Raw genomic sequence first — 17,679 nt, 5'->3', positions numbered from 1 at the left:
AGCGGTCATTCACCGCAAAGGGCAAGAATATCCGCCGCATGACACGCGGCGAATAAGGCGGCTATTCACCGCATCTGCAGGCAGTTTACGAAACGGTCCAAACGTACAGCCACACTTGGCATTTCGGCGAATCCCTAAACCGCCGGTCAGCGGCGACCGTCACCCTATCCGGCGGTTCATCACGTTGAAGGCATCCTCAAGCGATGGCGCGCTGCTCATCCTCGATGCGGCGTTTCAGGTCGCGGCAGCCTACGCCATTTCCTGTATTACTTCGCCAGCCTGCTACGATCGCAAATCCTTGTTGAATCCGCACTTTTTCTGCGTCTCTTAATCATCCCCGTCGCGCGGACATTCCTGATCCGCGCCGGAAACGGGGATCATGATGGCATCGAGCTGGACCGATACAGAAGCGAGATCGCGTGGTGCGCGGATGCTGCGCACCGCGATCGGCCCGATGGTCGGACACTGGCTGACCGATCCCCTGGTTGTCGAAGTCATGCTCAACCCCGACGGCTGTCTGTGGGTGGACCGGCTGGGCACCGGCCTTGCCGATACCGGACGGCGGCTGGCTCCGGCTGATGCCGAACGGATCATCCGTCTCGTTGCCCATCATGTCGGCACCGAGGTTCATGCCCGCTCTCCTCGTGTCTCGGCCGAACTGCCGGAGACGGGCGAGCGCTTCGAAGGATTGCTGCCGCCGGTCGTGATCGCGCCCGCCTTCGCTATCCGCAAGCCCGCTGTCGCGGTGTTCACGCTCGACGATTATGTCACAGCGGGCATCATGTCGGCGGCCGAAGCTGGGGTGCTGCGCGCCGGTGTCGCTTCGCGGTTGAACATCCTCGTCGCAGGCGGAACCGGGACCGGCAAGACCACGCTCACCAACGCATTGCTCGCCGAGGTCGCCGGGACGGGCGACCGGGTGGTGCTGATCGAGGACACGCGCGAACTGCAATGCGCCGCGCCCAACCTCGTGGCGATGCGCACAAAGGATGGCGTCGCCTCGCTCTCCGATCTCGTTCGTTCCTCGCTTCGGCTGCGCCCCGACCGCATTCCGATCGGCGAGGTCCGCGGCGCTGAAGCGCTCGATCTGATCAAGGCCTGGGGCACCGGTCATCCCGGCGGCGTCGGCACCATCCATGCCGGCAGCGCATTGGGTGCGCTGCGCCGGATGGAGCAGCTCATCCAGGAAGCGGTCGTGACCGTGCCGCGTGCACTCATCGCCGAGACCATCAACCTCGTCGCCGTGCTGGTCCGCGACGGCCACGGCCGCCGCCTCGCCGAGCTGGCCCGCGTCGAAGGGCTCGGCGCCGATGGCGACTACCGGCTCATCCTTCTCCCATCCGAACAAGCAGGAGACTCCAAATGAAAGCAAAGAAAACCCGGCTGCTGGCCGGGACCGCCCTCGATCGCCTTGGCGTGCTGGCCGTCACGTCCGCCGGCCTTCTCATCACCGCGCCAGCGCGCGCCGGCGGTTCGTCGATGCCCTGGGAGGCGCCTCTCCAGTCCATCCTCGAATCGATCGAAGGCCCGGTGGCGAAGATCGTTGCCGTTATCATCATCATCGTGACCGGCCTCAGCCTCGCCTTCGGCGACACCTCGGGCGGGTTCCGGCGGCTGATCCAGATCGTGTTCGGGCTGTCGATCGCCTTTGCCGCCAGCTCCTTCTTCCTCAGCTTCTTCAGTTTTGGTGGCGGGGCGCTGGTGTGATGAACCGCGCAGACGACATTCCCGGCTACTACGCGCCCGTCCATCGGGCGCTGTCGGAGCCCATCCTGCTCGGCGGTGCGCCGCGCAGCCTTGCCATCGTCAACGGCACGCTCGCAGGCGCCATCGGTCTCGGCTTGCGCCTGTGGATTGCCGGTCTCGCGCTCTGGGCGATCGGCCATGCGCTGTCGGTCTGGGCCGCGCGGCGCGATCCGCAGTTCGTCGACGTCGCCCGCCGCCACCTCAAATATCCGGTTTGGATGCGGCCATGATGAATTTGTCGGAATATCGTTCCAAGGCTGCCAGCCTTGCCGATTTTCTGCCCTGGGTCGCACTCGTGGCGCCGGGCGTGGTGCTGAACAAGGACGGATCGTTCCAGCGCACGGCGCGCTTTCGCGGCCCCGATCTCGACAGTGCCACGCCCGCCGAACTGGTTTCGGTGACCGCGCGGCTGAACAACGCGCTACGCCGTCTCGGCTCCGGCTGGGCCGTGTTCGTGGAAGTACAGCGCGTTCCCGCGCTGGACTATCCGGACAGTGCCTTTCCCGACCCCGTCTCGGCACTCGTCGATATGGAGCGCAGCGAGCAGTTCCGCGAAGCGGGAAGCCATTTCGAGAGCGGCTATTATCTGACCCTCCTCTGGATGCCGCCCGCCGAGGAGGCCGCGCGCGCGGAGAACTGGATCTATGAAGGCCGTTCGGGCAGCGGCGCCGATCCGCATGAGCAACTGGCCGGCTTCACCGATCGGACGAACCGGGCGCTCCATCTGGTCGAAGGCGTCATGCCCGAGGTGGGCTGGCTCGATGACGCCGAGACCCTGACCTATCTCCATTCATGCATATCGACCAAGCGACAGCGCGTGCGGGCGCCCGAGACGCCTTGCTATCTGGATGCGCTGCTCACCGATGAGGGCCTGACCGGCGGGCTGGAGCCGAAGCTGGGCGAGCATCATCTGCGCACCCTCACCGTCACCGGCTTTCCGACGGCGACCTTTCCCGGTCTGCTCGACGACCTCAATCGGCTGGCCTTCCCCTATCGTTGGTCGACCCGGGCGATCATGCTCGACAAGACCGACGCCACCAAATTGCTGACCAGGATCCGGCGCCAGTGGTTCGCCAAGCGCAAGAGCGTCGCCGCGATCCTCAAAGAGGTGATGACCAACGAGGCGTCGGTGCTGACCGACACCGACGCGTCGAACAAGGCGGCCGACGCGGACCTCGCCTTGCAAGAGCTGGGCGCGGACCATTCGGGCATCGCCTATGTAACCGCCACCGTGACGGTGTGGGATCGCGATCCTGCATTGGCGGCCGAGAAGCTGCGGTTGGTCGAGAAGATCATCCAGGGCCGCGACTTCACGGCGATAATCGAGGGCATGAACGCGATCGAGGCCTGGCTCGGATCGTTGCCTGGTCACGTCTATGCCAACGTCCGCCAGCCTCCGATTTCCACGCTCAATCTCGCCCACCTGATCCCCCTGTCAGCGGTGTGGGCGGGGGCGGAACGGGACGAGCATTTCGGTGACGCCCCCTTGCTTTACGGCAAGACCGAAGGCTCGACCCCGTTCCGTCTTTCCCTTCATGTCGGCGACGTCGGCCATACGCTGATCGTCGGGCCGACGGGTGCCGGCAAGTCGGTGCTGCTGGCGCTGATGGGGATGCAGTTCCGCCGCTATGCCGACAACCAGATCTTTGCCTTCGACTTCGGCGGCTCGATCCGGGCGGCAGCGATCGCCTGTGGCGGCGACTGGCAGGATCTTGGCGGCGCGCTGCATGACCGGGAGGGTGGTGAGGGCGTGACCCTGCAACCGCTCGCTCGGATCGACGATCCGGGTGAGCGTGCCTGGGCCGCGGAATGGCTCGCTGCCATCCTTGCCGGTGAAGGCGTCACGGTCGATCCCGCCGCCAAGGAGCATCTCTGGACCGCGCTCGGCTCGCTCGCCTCGGCGCCGCCGTCCGAGCGCACGCTCACCGGGCTGGCCGTGCTGCTGCAAAGCCAGGAACTGAAGCAGGCGCTCGCACCTTATTGCGTCGGCGGCCCCTGGGGGCGGCTGCTCGACGCCGAGACCGAGCATCTGGGCGAGGCAAGCTTCCAGGCGTTTGAGACCGAAGGGCTGGTCGGGGCGGCATCGGCCGCCGCGGTGCTCGCCTACCTCTTCCACCGGATCGAAGGCCGGCTCGACGGGCGACCCACGCTCATCATCATCGACGAAGGCTGGCTGGTGCTCGACAGTCCCACCTTCGCCGCGCAGCTTCGCGAATGGCTGAAGACCCTGCGCAAGAAGAACGCCAGCGTTGTGTTCGCCACGCAGAGCCTCGCCGACATCGAAACTTCGAGCATCGCGCCCGCGATCATCGAAAGCTGCCCGACGCGCATCTTCCTGCCGAACGAGCGCGCCGCCGAGCCGCAGATCTCACGCGTATATGAACGCTTCGGGCTCAACGCCCGACAGATCGAGATATTGAGCCGGGCAACGCCCAAGCGCGACTATTACTGCCAGTCGCGGCGCGGTAACCGGCTGTTCGAGCTGGGCCTGGGCGAGGTTGCGCTCGCCTTCACCGCCGCATCGTCAAAGTCCGACCAGCTCCGCATCGGCGAGCTCGTCGCCGCGCATGGGGCGCACGCCTTCGCCGTCCATTGGCTCAGGCATCGCAGCCTCGGCTGGGCCGCTGGCCTGCTGCCCGAACCCGATCCGCTGACAGCATCCATCACGAGCGAAGAGCCCTTGCTCCCGCTCGATCCCGAGGAGTTACGCTCATGAAGAAGTATCCGCTTCGTCGCGCTCTGCTGGCCGGCGCTATCGCGCTGTCCGTCAGCGGCGCGATGACCGCCGTTCCGGCGCAGGCGCAATTCGGTTTCGGCGGCATCGTCTATGACCCGACCAACTATGCGTCGAACGTCCTGCAGGCGGCCCGCGCGCTGCAGCAGATCAACAATCAGATCCAACAGATCCAGAACCAGGCCACCAGCCTCATCAACGAGGCGAAGAATCTCGCCAGCCTGCCGGTGTCGACGCTGTCCACTCTCCAGAACCAGGTCAACCAGACCCGGCAGTTGCTGAGCCAGGCCCAGCGCATCGCCTATGATGTGCAGAGCATCCAGCAGGCGTTCGAGGGCCGCTACAAGGGCAGTGCGCTCACCGGCGACCATGCCCAGATGGTCGCCAATGCCAATGCACGCTGGGAGGACAGCGTCGGTGCGCTCGAGGATGCGCTGCGCGTACAAGCGGGCGTCGTCGGGAATATCGATGGCGCCCGCGCGTCGATCGATACCCTCGTCGGCGCCAGCCAATCGGCCAGTGGTGCTTTGCAGGCGGCGCAGGCAGGCAATCAGCTTCTCGCGCTTCAGTCGCAGCAGCTCGCCGACCTCACCGCCGCGGTTGCCGCGCAGGGCCGCGCCCAGGCGCTCGAATCCGCGCGCAACGCTGCGATCGAGGCCGAGGCACGCGAACGGTTCCGTCGCTTCCGGGGCAAGAACTGACATGAGCCGCACGGCGAAGATCGCGGCGGCCGGCGCGCTTGGTGGGCTGTTCATGGCGCTGACGATCGGCATCACGATCCGCGAGGACCGCCACGTCGAGACAGTCATCGTCCCGGCAGATGAGAGCGCTGCCGATCCACAGACACGCGATCTTCGCCGCTGCCGGACGCTCACCATGCCCGACAGCGGCTGCGAGGCAGCCTGGGAAGAAAAGCGCCGCCGCTTCTATCGCAAGGAGGACCGGCCGTGAACGATACGGGTGTCATCGACACATTTCTGGGTGTCTTCACCGGCTATATCGACAGCGGGTTCGGGCTGCTCGGCGGCGAGGTCGCCTTTCTGTCCTCGACCCTGATCGTTATCGACGTGACGATCGCCGCGCTGTTCTGGGCCTGGGGCGCCGACGAGGACGTGCTGCAGCGCCTCGTCAAGAAGACGCTCTATATCGGCGTCTTCGCTTACATCATCGGCAATTTCTCGAGTCTCGCCACCATCCTGTTCGACAGCTTCGCCGGGCTCGGTCTCAAGGCGTCGGGCGGCGGGATGGCGCTCGCCGATTTCATGAAGCCCGGCACGGTCGCGGCGACCGGCCTCGATGCCGGCGCGCCGCTGCTCGACGCGACCGAGGATCTGGTCGGGCCGGTCGGCCTCTTCACCAATTTCCCCGAGATCATGATCCTGCTCGTCGCCTGGCTGATCGTGGTGCTCGCTTTCTTCGTGCTCGCCATCCAGGTGTTCGTGACCATCATCGAGTTCAAGCTGGTCACGCTCGCCGGCTTCGTGCTGCTTCCCTTCGCCTTCTTCAATCGCACCGCCTTCATGGCCGAGAAGGTGCTGGGGCATGTCATCTCGTCGGGCGTCAAGGTGCTGGTACTGGCCGTCATCACCGGCATCGGCACGACGCTGTTCACCCAGTTCGTCAATGCCGGCGTCGGCCCCGAACCCGACATCGAACAGGTCATGGCGATCGCGCTCGGCGCGCTGACGCTCCTTGGGCTCGGGATCTTCGGCCCCGGGATCGCCAATGGCATCGTCGCCGGAGGTCCGCAGCTCGGCGCTGGCGCTGCCGCCGGAACGGCGCTTGTTGCGGGCGCTTCGCTGGCCGGCGGCGCTGCAGGCGCAAAGCTTGCAGCCGGCGCCGCTGGTTCCGCAGTCGCGGCGGGCGGCAGGGCGACCACTGCTGCCGCCAGCGGTGCCGCCCGTGCCTCCGGCGCCGCGGCTGCCGCCTACAGCATGGGCTCGTTCGGCAAGACCGGCGCCAGCGCCGTTGCCGGTGGGATGGCCGCTACGGGAGAGGCCGCGCTTGCCAGTGCTGGCAGGGCCGCCGTCTCGCCGTTGCGCAAGATGGCCGACAAGTCTGGGCAGGCACTGCGGTCGAACTTTCGTAGCGGCGCCCGCTCCACATTCGGAGTGGCGCCGGAAGGCCCGGCTGCTCCGGCTGCCGCCGCTCCTGCGGGGTCTGGAGCGGGAACGGCGTCTTCATCGAGCGGGCCGCCCTCCTGGGCGAAAACCATGAAGCATCGCCAAGCCATGACGCAGGGCGCGACCATGGCGACGCACACCCTCAAGGGCGGCGACAGCCACGGCGGCGGCAACGGCCCCGACGTCTCCGACAAGAGCTGAATTCTCGAAAGGACAACCGCATGTTTCGACGACCCTCCATTCGCTACGGCCAATCGCCCGAGCCGGTCACGCCCTACCAGCGTGCCGCGCAGGTCTGGGACGACCGCATCGGCTCGGCGCGATCCGCAGCGAAAAACTGGCGGCTCGCCTTTTTCGGATGCCTCGTGCTTTCGGGCGGATTGTCTGCCGGCCTCGTTTGGCAATCGGCGCGGGGGCATATCACCCCCTGGGTAGTCGAGGTCGACAAGCTGGGTGCGGCGCAGGCCGTTGCGCCCGCCGACGTCGATTATCGACCGACCGATCCGCAGATCGCATTCCACCTCGCGCGCTTCATCGAAGAAGTGCGCTCGGTGCCCGCCGATCCGATCGTGCTGCGTCAGAACTGGCTGCGCGCCTATGATTTTACCACCGACAAAGGCGGGCTCGCGCTCAACGACTATGCGCGCAGCAACGATCCCTTCGCACTGGTCGGCAAGGTGCAGGTCGCGGTTGACGTATCGAGCGTGATCCGCGCCTCGAACGACAGCTTCCGCGTCGCTTGGACCGAGCGCCGCTATTCTGACGGTGCGCTCGCCGAGACCTCGCGCTGGTCCGCGATCCTCACCGTCACCGTCCAGACCCCACGCACGCCCGACGGCCTGCGGAAGAACCCGCTGGGCGTGTTCGTCAATGCCCTCAACTGGTCGAAGGAACTCAGCCAATGAGACAGATTTCATTTCGCAAGGCTGTTCCGGCCTTGCTGATCTCCGCGTCCGCGCTCGGCGCCTGCGCCACGACGTCCGCGAAGCCGCGCGCCACCGTCCAGGAAGCGCCGCGTGAAGCGTTGGCGATCCCAACGCCGGAACCGGCGCGTGCCGTGCAGGTTGTGGCCATCCCCGAGCCGCTGCCGCTTCCCGGCCAGTTGAAGCCGCTCGGGAACGGCGCGCCGGCATTGGAACCGGAGGATCCGCGCCGCCGTGTGGGCGCCGCCAATGTCGCCGCCCGAGTGGAGCCCAGCCGCGACGGTTATGTGAACGCGATCCAGCAATATGCCTGGGCTGATGGCGCGCTCTATCAGGTCTATGCCGCGCCCGGCCAGGTGACCGACATCGCGCTTCAGGAAGGCGAACAGCTTGTCGGCCCCGGGCCGGTCGCGGCCGGTGACACCGTGCGCTGGATCATCGGCGACACGGTGAGCGGGGCTGGTCCGACGGCGCGCGTGCATATCCTCGCAAAGCCCACCCGGCCGGACATATCCACGAATCTGATCATCAATACCGACCGGCGCACCTATCATCTGGAACTGCGTGCAACGCCCTCCACCTGGATGGCCTCGGTGTCGTGGACCTATCCGCAGGATCAGCTCATCGCCCTGCGGACCGCCGAAACCGAGCGGGTGCGCAATACGCCGCTGGCTTCGGGTGTGGACGTCACCGCCCTCAATTTTGGCTATCGGATCGACGGCGACAGGCCCGGCTGGCGGCCGGTGCGCGTGTTCGATGATGGCCGGCAGGTCTTCATCGAATTTGCCGAAGGCGTGGAGCGCACGGACATGCCGCCGCTGTTCGTCACTGGCGACACCGGGCCTACCGAGCTGGTCAATTATCGGGTGGCGGGCCGCTACATGATCGTCGACCGGCTCTTTTCCCGTGCCGAGCTGCGGCTTGCTTCGGGCAAACGCGAGGCAAGGGTCAGCATCGAGCGCGAAAGCCCGCGCCGTAAGGGCAGGTCATGAGCGGGCCGGGAGGAGAAAGGGCTGAAGCTGGGGAACCGGTCGTCGGCCTGCCGCAGGATCCGGCAGCCAGGCCGAATGTCGGGGAGGAACCGGAAGCGGCGCCAGCTGCCGGCCTGCCGCCCGTCCATGATGGGCAGGCATTCCGGTTGCGCGGCGATCCGCCGCCCGTCATGCGCCTTTCGCGCAAGGCGCTTGCCTCTGTCGTTGCGGTGGCCTGCCTCAGTATCGGCGGCGCGCTCGTCTATGCGCTTCTGCCCGCGCGTTCCATCGACGCACCGAATCTCGTCGAAACCGAGAGCCGGAACAAGGCGGACAATGTGACCGCGGCGCCGGCCAGCTACGACAAGGTTCCCAAGCTCGGTCAGCCGCTCCCGGGCGACCTCGGCCGCCCGATCCTTTCGGCGCAGCAAAATGGTCAGCCTGTTCCCGTGCCGTCCATGGGGGCGGCGGCCCCTCAATCCGTGGACCCGCGCATCGCTGCGGCGGAACAGGCCCGCCAGCGCATCATGCAGGAGCGCGACACCGCGCGCACCAGTCGATTGTTCCTCGGCGAGGCAATGAGCGGCGCGCGCGCTTCGGCGGTGCCTGCCGAGCAGCCTATGCCGCCCGCTTCCGTTGGTATTGCGGCCAATCCGGCTCCCGCGCCGACTGGCAAGCAGGGCTTTATGGCCGTCGCCGCCAACCGCTCCACCGCCAGCAATGAGCGGATCGTGCCGCCGGTCTCGCCCTATATCGTGCAGGCGGGCAGCATCATCCCCGCTGCATTGATCACTGGCATCCAGTCGGATCTCCCCGGCCAGATCACCGCGCAGGTCACGCAGAATGTCTATGACAGCCCGACCGGACGTATTCTTCTCGTGCCCCAGGGCTCGCGGCTGATCGGTGAATATGACAGCGAAGTCTCGGCGGGCCAAAACCGCGTTCTGCTCGCCTGGGATCGGCTTATTCTTCCAGGCGGCCGCTCGATCCTGCTGGACCGCCAGCCAGGTGCCGATGCGTCCGGCATGGCAGGGATCCGGGATCGCGTGAACTATCATTGGGGCAGCATGCTGAAAGCCGCGCTGATCTCGACGTTGCTGGGCGTCGGCACCGAGCTCGCAACCGACAGCGACGACGCGTTGGTCGAGGCGTTGCGCTACGGCACGCAGGACACGATCAATCAGACGGGGCGGCAGGTGGTGCAGCGCCAGCTCAGCGTCCCGCCGACGCTCACCATACGCCCAGGCCATGTACTTCGCGTCATCGTGACGCGCGATCTCGTACTCGAGCCGCTACGGAAGGAACAGTGATGAGCAAGCTGAAACTGGGTCCGATCGATGATGACAAGCCGGTCAAGCTGACCTTGGAGCTGCCTGCAGCCGTCCACCGTGAACTCAATGCCTATGCCAGGGTTCACGCCGCCCAGACCGGCCTTTCTCAGCCGCTCCCCGTCGAGCGCCTGATCTCGCCGATGCTCGAACGGTTCATGGCCACCGATCGCGGCTTTGTTCGGAACAGAAACCAGTCCGGGTCCAAATCGGATTAAGCTTCGGATAGCGGATATACATGGGCTCCATATCCGTTAGAACAGCTCTGCCGCTTGCTTTTGAGCGGAGGTGACCGGGTGACTGGCGCGCATGTCCAGGCTCAAGCTAAAGGCGTCGGTTCGTGCTCCCAACGCGCGATCTCACTACTCGGTCACTATTGAATAGATCGCAGGTCGTTCGCGTCTATTGGAATGACACGATTATAATCGGATTATAATCCGATTATAAAATAGCTCGATGCAATCCGATCTGAAACCCTTCCGCTTGCGGCTATTCGAGTCGCGTGAAGGAAGGAGCAAGGACATGGAACGCATCGAAGTAACCGAGGAGGTCATCGACCTCGGCAAGGCGTCGGCCGAAACCAAAGGCGGGGGTGAGCTCATCCTCGACAGCGTTTCGACCGAACAGAATTTCGCCGGTCTGTCGGACGACTGAGTGGTTTGGCGCGCCCGGCAAGCCCGGGCGTGCCGGCCCACTGACGGATATGCTGGGGGAACTTCCGACAACCGGAATCAGCTATTGCGTGTGCGATGATCGTGCCGTGTTCCTCGATGTCGAACGAGACCGTTATTTCTGCCTGCCATCGCAGCTGAATCAAGCCTTTGTCCGGACGGTGATCGATGGAGACGCAATGGCCAGCGCCGATGCTGAGCGTCTGCGCGCGCTGGGAATTGAAGATCCAGCACCGCGTGATTTTGCCGCTCGGCGGAATACGCATGCGATGCCGACCAAGGAAATGGCGTTGTCCGATAAGGCATCTTCAGTGCTTCGGGCCGGCGCGACGCATTGGCTGGTTCAATCGCGGCTGAAACGCTGGCCGTTCGCACGTCTTCTGGCGTACGAACAACGTCGAGCGCCGCGGCGTTCTCATAACCCCTCGACTCAGACGCTTGCGAAGCTTCATGCAGCGTTTCGGCGCGCGTCACTGTGGATGGGCGAGGCAGATCAATGTCTCGCGCGCTCCATAGCCTTTCGGATGCTCGCCTTTCGCCTCGGTTTCGCTCCCACATTGGTCCTGGGGATCAAACTCGACCCCTTTGCAGCCCATTGCTGGGTCCAGTCGGAAGACTGTGTTGCCAATGACAGCCTTGAACGCGTTCGCTGCTTCACGCCCATACTTGCTTTCTGATGGCCCGCCGGTTCCTCTTTGAGGTCCGTGATCCCGGGCGAGCAGAATCAGAGTCTGTCGCGCGTCGCCTGTCTCAGCTGGGTTTCCAGCTCCTCTATTCGAGTTCCCGTGTGCGCCTGTTCGCCAATCAGCCGGATGCGGTGCGGCGGTTGGGGAAAATGGTGGTCTTCGGCCATTTGTTCGAGCGAGACGCTATGCCGGCACCTAGTGCAGAGCCCAGCACCATTCTTGATATTCGCTGCCCCGCCGAGGTTCTGCGTCATTATTGGGGTGGCTATTCCCTGTGCTTCGAGAGCGATGATCGCGTAGAAATCATGCGCGACCCTTCAGGGATGCTGACCTGCTATTATGGGAGCTGGGACGACATATTTTACGTCGCATCGGACGTCCCCCTCCTTTGCGAGGCAAGCGGCCAGCAGCCGGCGATCGACTGTCACGAACTGGGCAGGACATTATACGTCAACGGTCTGCCGCAAAGGACAACCGCCCTTGCAGGCATCTTTCAGCTCTTACCGGGGATGACGCTGAAGATTGTGAAGGGGCGGGCCGATGAGGCGATCATTTGGTCCCCTTGGACCTGCGTCGATCGTCAGGCTCCCAACCTCAATACCTTTCGGCAGATCGTCCTCGATTGCATCACGGCGTGGGCCACGCAATTCCCCTCGATCCTCATAGGGGTTTCCGGCGGCCTCGATTCGTCGATCGTTGCGCTCGGCGCGCGGTATCACACTGAACTTCATGCCTTCACAATCGCCACCGGCGATCCGCGCGGCGACGAGCGCTCCTTTGCTCGCAGCCTCGCCCACGCTCTCAACATTCCGCTGTTTGAAGCCACCTATGATCTTGCCGCAGTCGATATTTCTCGCTCCAGCTTCGTCCACGCGTCTCGCCCCGGCGGACGGGCGCAGCTACAGGCCTATGACAAGCTGCTCGTTGATCTCGCGGAGCGCCATTCGGCAAAGGCCTTTTTCTCCGGCGTGGGCGGCGACAATGTTTTCTACCTGACCAGCTCGGCCCGTCCGCTCGTCGACCGACATCTCATGGGCGGGACGCTCGTCGAGCTGCGTTCGACACTGCTGGACATTTGTCGGCTTACCGGATCGACCCCATGGCAGGTCTTCAGGCAAGCCCTTCAAATTCCGCGTGTGCCCGGTCCGAAATATCATTGGCGACCCAATGCCGAGTTGCTGGCGCCTGCCGTTATCGACTACCTCAAGGAGGAGCAGCTGACCCATCCCTGGCTCGACGGGCCGGTCGATAGCCTGCCTGGGAAAGCGGCGCACGTCGCGATGATCATTCGGGCTCAAGGCTATATAGAAGCACAGGATCGGCGCTTTCCCTTCGAGCCAGTACATCCGCTGATGTCCCAACCGATCATCGAGGCGTGCCTTTCGGTGCCGAGCTGGGAAGCCTGCCGCGGCGGCAGCGATCGATCCTTCGCGAGGCGGGCTTTTACCGGCGATCTACCGCCGACCGTCATTGAGCGGCGGATCAAGGGCGGCCCCGATCACTTCGCCCTGCAAATCCTCCGGTCGCATCTTCCGGCCATCCGCGCACGTCTGATGGACGGGGCGCTCGTGCGCAACCATATCGTCGACCGGCGCGCCCTGGAGGTGGCGCTGTCCGAAACCAGCCTGGCCAGCGGAGGCCGTTACACGCGTATCCTCTCGCTGCTTGATGCCGAAGCTTGGATCGATGGCTGGAGCACGGCCGATTTGCGCCCCAGCTGGCTGTGATATGTCCTCCAGTCTTCGGTCCATCGCCTGCCAGCGCAGCGCTTCCTCTCGCCGTCTGTGGTCAACGGGTAGCTCGCCACGAAGCCAGTAGCGAAACCAGTCGATCCCGCGCTGATAGGCCGCGAGCCTGTGCGCAGGCTGCCATTTGATATGGTGCTCGTCGGGAAACACATAAAGGTCTGCAGGTCTTCCGACCTCGCGGAGCGCCGTGAACGCCTCGAGCGCCATTCGAAATTCCTCATCCGCCATCGAAAAGAGTATCGGGAATGCGACCCGACGGGCGTTGCGGGATAGCGACATGCGCGACCAGAATGACGAAGCATCCTCGCTGATACCCGGCCACCCGATACGGGCATATCGATCGGCAACCGCCGGACCGAGCAGCGCGGTCTGGCTCATGTCCCAACAGCATCCGCTAACGATCGCGGCCGAGAAGAGAGAGCTGTTGAGCGCGGCGAACTGCACCGTCGACGATCCGTCGCTGAGCCCGGTTATCCCGATAGCCGCGGGATCGGCGATCCCGCGATCAATGAGCAATCTGACGCCCTGTTCGACAACCGACAGCACGTTGTTCCGATCGGCGAACCCCTGCAAATTGATACGATCGACCTCGACATAGTCCTTCGGCCTCGACAAGGCTCCGACCGGCGCGGGGCGCTGGATGCTGAGCACCGCAAATCCATTGCTCGCAAAAGCCTGAATCGGAAATTCATCGCCCGTCCCTCCGCGCAGGAAACCACGGGATTCATATTGAACCACGATCAGAGGATAGCGTTGGCCCGCACGGTAATCCGTCGGGTAGACGAGGTCGCCAAAGGCTTGGATGCCAGCGGAGCTCTTCAGCGGTATGCGCTCCGCTCGTCCCATCTTGAGGCACGAGAATTCCGGATTGAAATCTGCAATGACGCGGGCTCGTCCGCGGTCAAGATCGATTGCGGCCAGATGCCGCGGTTTCAGCGATGTCTCGCGCAGGCATACGAGTTCGCGCGTATCGCGCGGCTGGCAATCGATCAGCAATGCCGTCGTCGCGTAGCGTTTTCTAATGGTATCACGCTCACTGTCCCATTCGTAAATGGCTGCTTCGCTTCGAGCCCAGCCCTCCCCTCGGACGAATTGCACAGTGGCGCTTCCAGGGACGAGCCAGGCCGCCCCCACGCCAGCAGAACAGACAGGCTGGTCGCAAGTTCGAGTGGCCCGGCCAGGACAGCGGAGCGTCAGCCGCGTGATCGGGGGAATCCCGTTCCCCGTATGATCGCGTCCGATGTTGCAGTCCCCCTTTGCCTGCTCACTGGTCAATCGTGTTGATGCGTCTCGGGCCGGTAAGAATAATTGGGCCTCGTGGGGATTTGCAGGACGGAGACTTCCCGAGCGGATGTCGAGCGTGACCAATCGATCGGGCGCCGAAGCCGGGGCGTATGGGCGGCTGGCACTGAAGGGCGCAAACCGGCTGTCAAAGTGAAAACCAACCCTGGCTTCGCGTTCGATATTTGCCCGAGCTTCCTGCTCGTCTCCATCTAGTTTCAGGACGATCGTCGTCCCGTCCACGAAGCGGAAATCACGAATGTCTGAATCGACAGCGGCAATGGGTTCCGAACCGCTGCCGTCGATCGCTGCGCGCCAAAGCCTGGTTCGACCTTCGTCCTGCCGCAAGAAGGCGATCCAACTCCCGTCCGGCGACCAGATTGGCGCATCAGCCACCGGTAGCCCTGTCATGCGCTGGGGCAGGCTATCGCCGCCGGCAGCTTTTCGCCGCAGCTCTCCACCCGCGTTTACGATGACGGGTTTCCGGTCTCCAAAGAGGGGGAGGACGACCCTCGCGATGCAGTAATCATTCGCCTCGGCATCAGCTTGCCGAATTTGAAAAGCGACGAAGCGGCGATCGGGTGAAAGGGAAAAGGCACGCTCACCGGATGCAAGGTCACCTGCTGGCCCTACATCGCGCAGGCCAACGAGATCCTCGGGCGCGAGCGTCCGGATGACCGGTAGCGGCTTCGCCTTCGACCAGTCGATGTCTGCGCACAGGGTTGTCGGCGCATTGCCGGTTGGTGCCACGGCGGCGACGCCAACCAGCGCAGCCATGAGAGCGCCCACCGCTACCAGCGCTTTGCGAGCGTTACGCCGATCGTTCGACCGAGGATCGAATAGTTGGTCGAATCATAACCCGGATCGATCGCTGATCGGGACCGAATCCGATCTGGCATTTCGTTGAAGATGTTCGAGATTGTCAGCGTCAAATCAATGCCGCGCCATATGCCGGTCGACCCCGACAGTTTGGCCGAGAGATCGGCCGCGAGAAACGATCCAACCCTGACATCGGGGTCAATCCGATCATCGGTGACTCCCCCGACATATTGGAGGAAGGCTGAGAGCGCGACATTGTCTTGCTCGAAGGTTGCGCCGCCGCGGGCGCGCCAGTGAGGCGAACGGAAAATGACACCGGCAAAGGGGGCGGGGCGTTCGCTTTCGATCAGGCGCCGCTCGCTCTTGATGTAGCTAGCGCCGGCTGTGAAATCTACGCGCCCTCCCGCATCCATGTCGAACCTGTAGCGGGCAGACAGGTCGATGCCTTCGGCGCTTTGATAGGCGGTATTGTTCGAGCGCGCATCGACGACGGCATAGACGGTCGAAGGATCATAAGGTTTGCCGGTAATATTCTGGAGACCGAGCGCACTCGCCGCCGGAGCGATCAGCCTGTCCAGCAAGGCCTTGTCCGGATCGAACGTGACGAGACTTGCATAGACAGGATTGGTCAGCACCCCGAGGACCGATGCGATCGGATCTGCGACGCGGTTCCGGTAACGCACGTTGAAGTAATTGGCCTCGAGACGGAGCGCGGGCATCGCCTGAGGTTCATAGCTCGCGCTTATGTTCCAGACCGTCGCACGCTCAGGTTGTAGGTCAGCATTACCGCCGGCGACGTATAGAACCGGACGGCTCGCGGTGTCCCCGGCGGCGCCAAGCGACGCGGCCGGGAGGAGTAGGGCCTGATAGGTCTTGTAGCGCTGATAGAAGGTGGGAGCCTTGAACGACTTGCCCCAGCCGCCCCTGATCGTGAATGCAGGCGACGGGCGATAGACGAAACCGAGCTTGGGCGATGCGACGCTGGCCAGCCCGTCATATCTTTCATAACGCACCGCTCCGGTGAGCTGGAAGAAGTCGAGAAACGGCCGACTATTGCCCGGGCCAAACACGGGGATAGCGACTTCGCCAAAGGCAAAGACGACATTTTCCTTATGGTCGATGTTCAGAAGATTGACCGTCGATGCACCGATATGTCGCCGGGACCCAGCATCCAGCGAGAAGCCGCGGTAGCCGGCACCCAGGGCAAGTCCCACATCGCCGCCCGGAAGGTTGACGAGGGTGCCGTCACCGCGAAGTTCGATCGACCGGATCTGATTATCATATGCGACCTGGGTAACCGATGCGAGCGCGCCGCCGCTGAAGCTTCGGGATTCGACTTCGGTCAGGCTGCGCCCCAATGTGCCGCTAAGGCTCACTTCCCATCCGCTGGACAGCGAGAGCCTAACGGATGGGGTGACCGAGTAACTTTCAACGCTCGGCGAATAGAGATAGCCGCTCGTCATTGCTGGGGCGGTCGTCGTCAGCGGACTCGCGGAATTACTCCGGCGCCGAGTATATTGGCCGTCGAACTCGAATTCGATCTGGTCTGACAGACGCTGGTGCCCGGCGAAGACCGCACTGTACTGGCGCTGCGCGGGAAGCAGCGTGGCCGATGGATGAAGGTGGTCCGTGACGGAGCGCTGACCCGCAACAATGGCCGTCGAGCGATTGAAATCGCCCGCGGCCATGAAACCGCCACCCTGCCACCGCGCGCCGGTGACCAAGCCATATTGCTGCTGGAAATTACCTCCTTCGGTTGTGCCGGAGATACGCGCGGATGACCAAATGCCATCAAAGTCCCGGCGCAGGATGATGTTGGCGACACCCCCGACGGCATCCGATCCATATAGAGCTGATGCCCCGTCCGCGACGATTTCCAGACGGTCGAGAGCGGCAAGCGGAATGGCCGAAATATCGACGCCCTGAAATGCGCCGTCATACGCGACGCGGTGGCCGTTGATCAGCGTCAGCGTCGCATCGGGACCAAGGCCGCGCAAATTGAGGGTCGAGGTTGATGCGAGATTCTCGCTGCCACCCTGAATGCCGCCGCCGACCACGCCGGGATTCTGCCCGCCATTGAAGTTCTGAGGCAGGTCGCGAATATAATCTCCAAGGTTCGTGCGACCGCTCTTCTCTATGGCGTCCCGGGACGCAGAGATCACCGGGGATGTGGTTTCCCCGCTGCGGATATGGGTGCCAGTCACAATGATCTCGCTGTCGGCAGCCTCATCGCCCGCCGTCGCTATCGCTGCCGATCGCCCCCGGATGATCACGGTTCCGTCGCGGAAGCTCGCGCGCAGGTTCGTGCCGGCCAGTAGGCGCTCGACCGCCTGCCGTGCGGTGAGCGCGCCTTCAAGCTTGGGCGCGGGAACGCCGTTCACATCCTCGGCCGACGCATAAAGCTCCCAGCCTGCCTTGGCCGCGACGCTGCGCAGCGCATCGCCCAGATCCTGCGCCTGGACGTCGAACTGATATGTCTGATCGCTCTGCGCCAGCGCCGGCATCGGTGACGTCGCCATCGCGGCACCCGCCAGCAGCGCCGCAAGCCCGTGAAGCCGTTTCTCCGCCATAATATCCCCCTGATGATCATGAGCCTATGCCGGTCGGCTCGCTCCTGATCGGGGTATCGACGCAGCTTGCGGAGGTGCC

At 64.1% G+C, this 17,679-nt stretch carries 15 protein-coding genes and 1 pseudogene; 14 read left to right on the top strand and 2 right to left on the bottom strand.

All coding sequences use genetic code 11. The annotated features are described in order from the left end of the window. Positions 1 to 382: 382 nt before the first annotated feature. The 14 genes from trbB (at position 383) to SPYCW_RS19400 (ending at position 12,909) form a co-directional block, all read left to right on the top strand. A complete protein-coding gene (gene trbB, locus SPYCW_RS18010; protein ID WP_120218392.1) occupies positions 383 to 1,366 on the top strand; it encodes a P-type conjugative transfer ATPase TrbB in 984 nt (327 codons plus the stop codon). Then, positions 1,363 to 1,707 carry a TrbC/VirB2 family protein gene (locus tag SPYCW_RS18005; protein ID WP_120217906.1) on the top strand — a complete coding sequence of 115 codons (345 nt, stop codon included), beginning with the start codon at positions 1,363 to 1,365 and terminating at the stop codon, positions 1,705 to 1,707. Before trbB ends, SPYCW_RS18005 begins: the two co-directional genes overlap by 4 nt. Next, on the top strand, positions 1,707 to 1,976 hold the full coding sequence (locus SPYCW_RS18000; RefSeq protein WP_120217905.1) for a VirB3 family type IV secretion system protein: 270 nt from the start codon (positions 1,707 to 1,709) through the stop codon (positions 1,974 to 1,976). Before SPYCW_RS18005 ends, SPYCW_RS18000 begins: the two co-directional genes overlap by 1 nt. Next, the gene (gene trbE / locus SPYCW_RS17995) at positions 1,973 to 4,462 is read left to right on the top strand and encodes a conjugal transfer protein TrbE (RefSeq protein ID WP_120217904.1); all 2,490 of its coding nucleotides are present in this window, start codon (positions 1,973 to 1,975) and stop codon (positions 4,460 to 4,462) included. Before SPYCW_RS18000 ends, trbE begins: the two co-directional genes overlap by 4 nt. Then, the gene (gene trbJ / locus SPYCW_RS17990) at positions 4,459 to 5,181 is read left to right on the top strand and encodes a P-type conjugative transfer protein TrbJ (protein ID WP_120217903.1); all 723 of its coding nucleotides are present in this window, start codon (positions 4,459 to 4,461) and stop codon (positions 5,179 to 5,181) included. The genes trbE and trbJ overlap by 4 nt, the downstream gene beginning before the upstream one ends. 1 nt (position 5,182) lies before the next feature. After that, entirely contained in the window at positions 5,183 to 5,431 is a 249-nt protein-coding gene (gene trbK-alt, locus SPYCW_RS17985) for a putative entry exclusion protein TrbK-alt (protein WP_120217902.1), read from the top strand. Continuing rightward, positions 5,428 to 6,804 (top strand): P-type conjugative transfer protein TrbL, encoded by a 1,377-nt coding sequence (gene trbL / locus SPYCW_RS17980; RefSeq protein WP_120217901.1) that lies wholly within the window; start codon positions 5,428 to 5,430, stop codon positions 6,802 to 6,804. Before trbK-alt ends, trbL begins: the two co-directional genes overlap by 4 nt. Positions 6,805 to 6,824: 20 nt before the next feature. Next, on the top strand, positions 6,825 to 7,508 hold the full coding sequence (gene trbF / locus SPYCW_RS17975) for a conjugal transfer protein TrbF (protein WP_120217900.1): 684 nt from the start codon (positions 6,825 to 6,827) through the stop codon (positions 7,506 to 7,508). Continuing rightward, positions 7,505 to 8,518, top strand: a complete 1,014-nt coding sequence (trbG, locus tag SPYCW_RS17970; RefSeq protein WP_120217899.1) for a P-type conjugative transfer protein TrbG — start codon at positions 7,505 to 7,507, stop codon at positions 8,516 to 8,518. The genes trbF and trbG overlap by 4 nt, the downstream gene beginning before the upstream one ends. Then, entirely contained in the window at positions 8,515 to 9,807 is a 1,293-nt protein-coding gene (locus tag SPYCW_RS17965; protein ID WP_120217898.1) for a TrbI/VirB10 family protein, read from the top strand. The genes trbG and SPYCW_RS17965 overlap by 4 nt, the downstream gene beginning before the upstream one ends. Further along, complete coding sequence (locus tag SPYCW_RS17960; RefSeq protein WP_120217897.1) at positions 9,807 to 10,043, top strand: DUF2274 domain-containing protein; 237 nt, start codon at positions 9,807 to 9,809, stop codon at positions 10,041 to 10,043. The genes SPYCW_RS17965 and SPYCW_RS17960 overlap by 1 nt, the downstream gene beginning before the upstream one ends. A 304-nt stretch (positions 10,044 to 10,347) precedes the next feature. Then, positions 10,348 to 10,479, top strand: coding sequence for a benenodin family lasso peptide (locus SPYCW_RS17955; RefSeq protein ID WP_120218391.1), 132 nt, complete (start codon positions 10,348 to 10,350; stop codon positions 10,477 to 10,479). Positions 10,480 to 10,528: 49 nt separating this feature from the next. Further along, entirely contained in the window at positions 10,529 to 11,173 is a 645-nt protein-coding gene (locus tag SPYCW_RS17950; RefSeq protein WP_120217896.1) for a lasso peptide biosynthesis B2 protein, read from the top strand. Beyond that, positions 11,173 to 12,909: an asparagine synthase-related protein gene (locus tag SPYCW_RS19400; RefSeq protein ID WP_120217895.1), complete on the top strand. Its 1,737-nt coding sequence runs from the start codon at positions 11,173 to 11,175 to the stop codon at positions 12,907 to 12,909. The genes SPYCW_RS17950 and SPYCW_RS19400 overlap by 1 nt, the downstream gene beginning before the upstream one ends. Before the next feature lie 90 nt (positions 12,910 to 12,999). Here the strand turns inward: SPYCW_RS19400 and SPYCW_RS17940 are convergent. Together SPYCW_RS17940 and SPYCW_RS17935 are read right to left on the bottom strand one after the other, a co-directional pair. Beyond that, positions 13,000 to 14,988, bottom strand: a pseudogene (locus tag SPYCW_RS17940) (Atxe2 family lasso peptide isopeptidase); the annotation flags it as partial. A gap of 14 nt (positions 14,989 to 15,002) precedes the next feature. Beyond that, complete coding sequence (locus SPYCW_RS17935) at positions 15,003 to 17,534, bottom strand: TonB-dependent receptor domain-containing protein (protein WP_172595549.1); 2,532 nt, start codon at positions 17,532 to 17,534, stop codon at positions 15,003 to 15,005. Between the last annotated feature and the right edge of the window lie 145 nt (positions 17,535 to 17,679).

It is taken from the genome of Sphingopyxis sp. EG6 (assembly GCF_003609815.1).
GTDB lineage: Bacteria > Pseudomonadota > Alphaproteobacteria > Sphingomonadales > Sphingomonadaceae > Sphingopyxis.
This window is presented reverse-complemented; position numbering and strand designations above follow the sequence as displayed.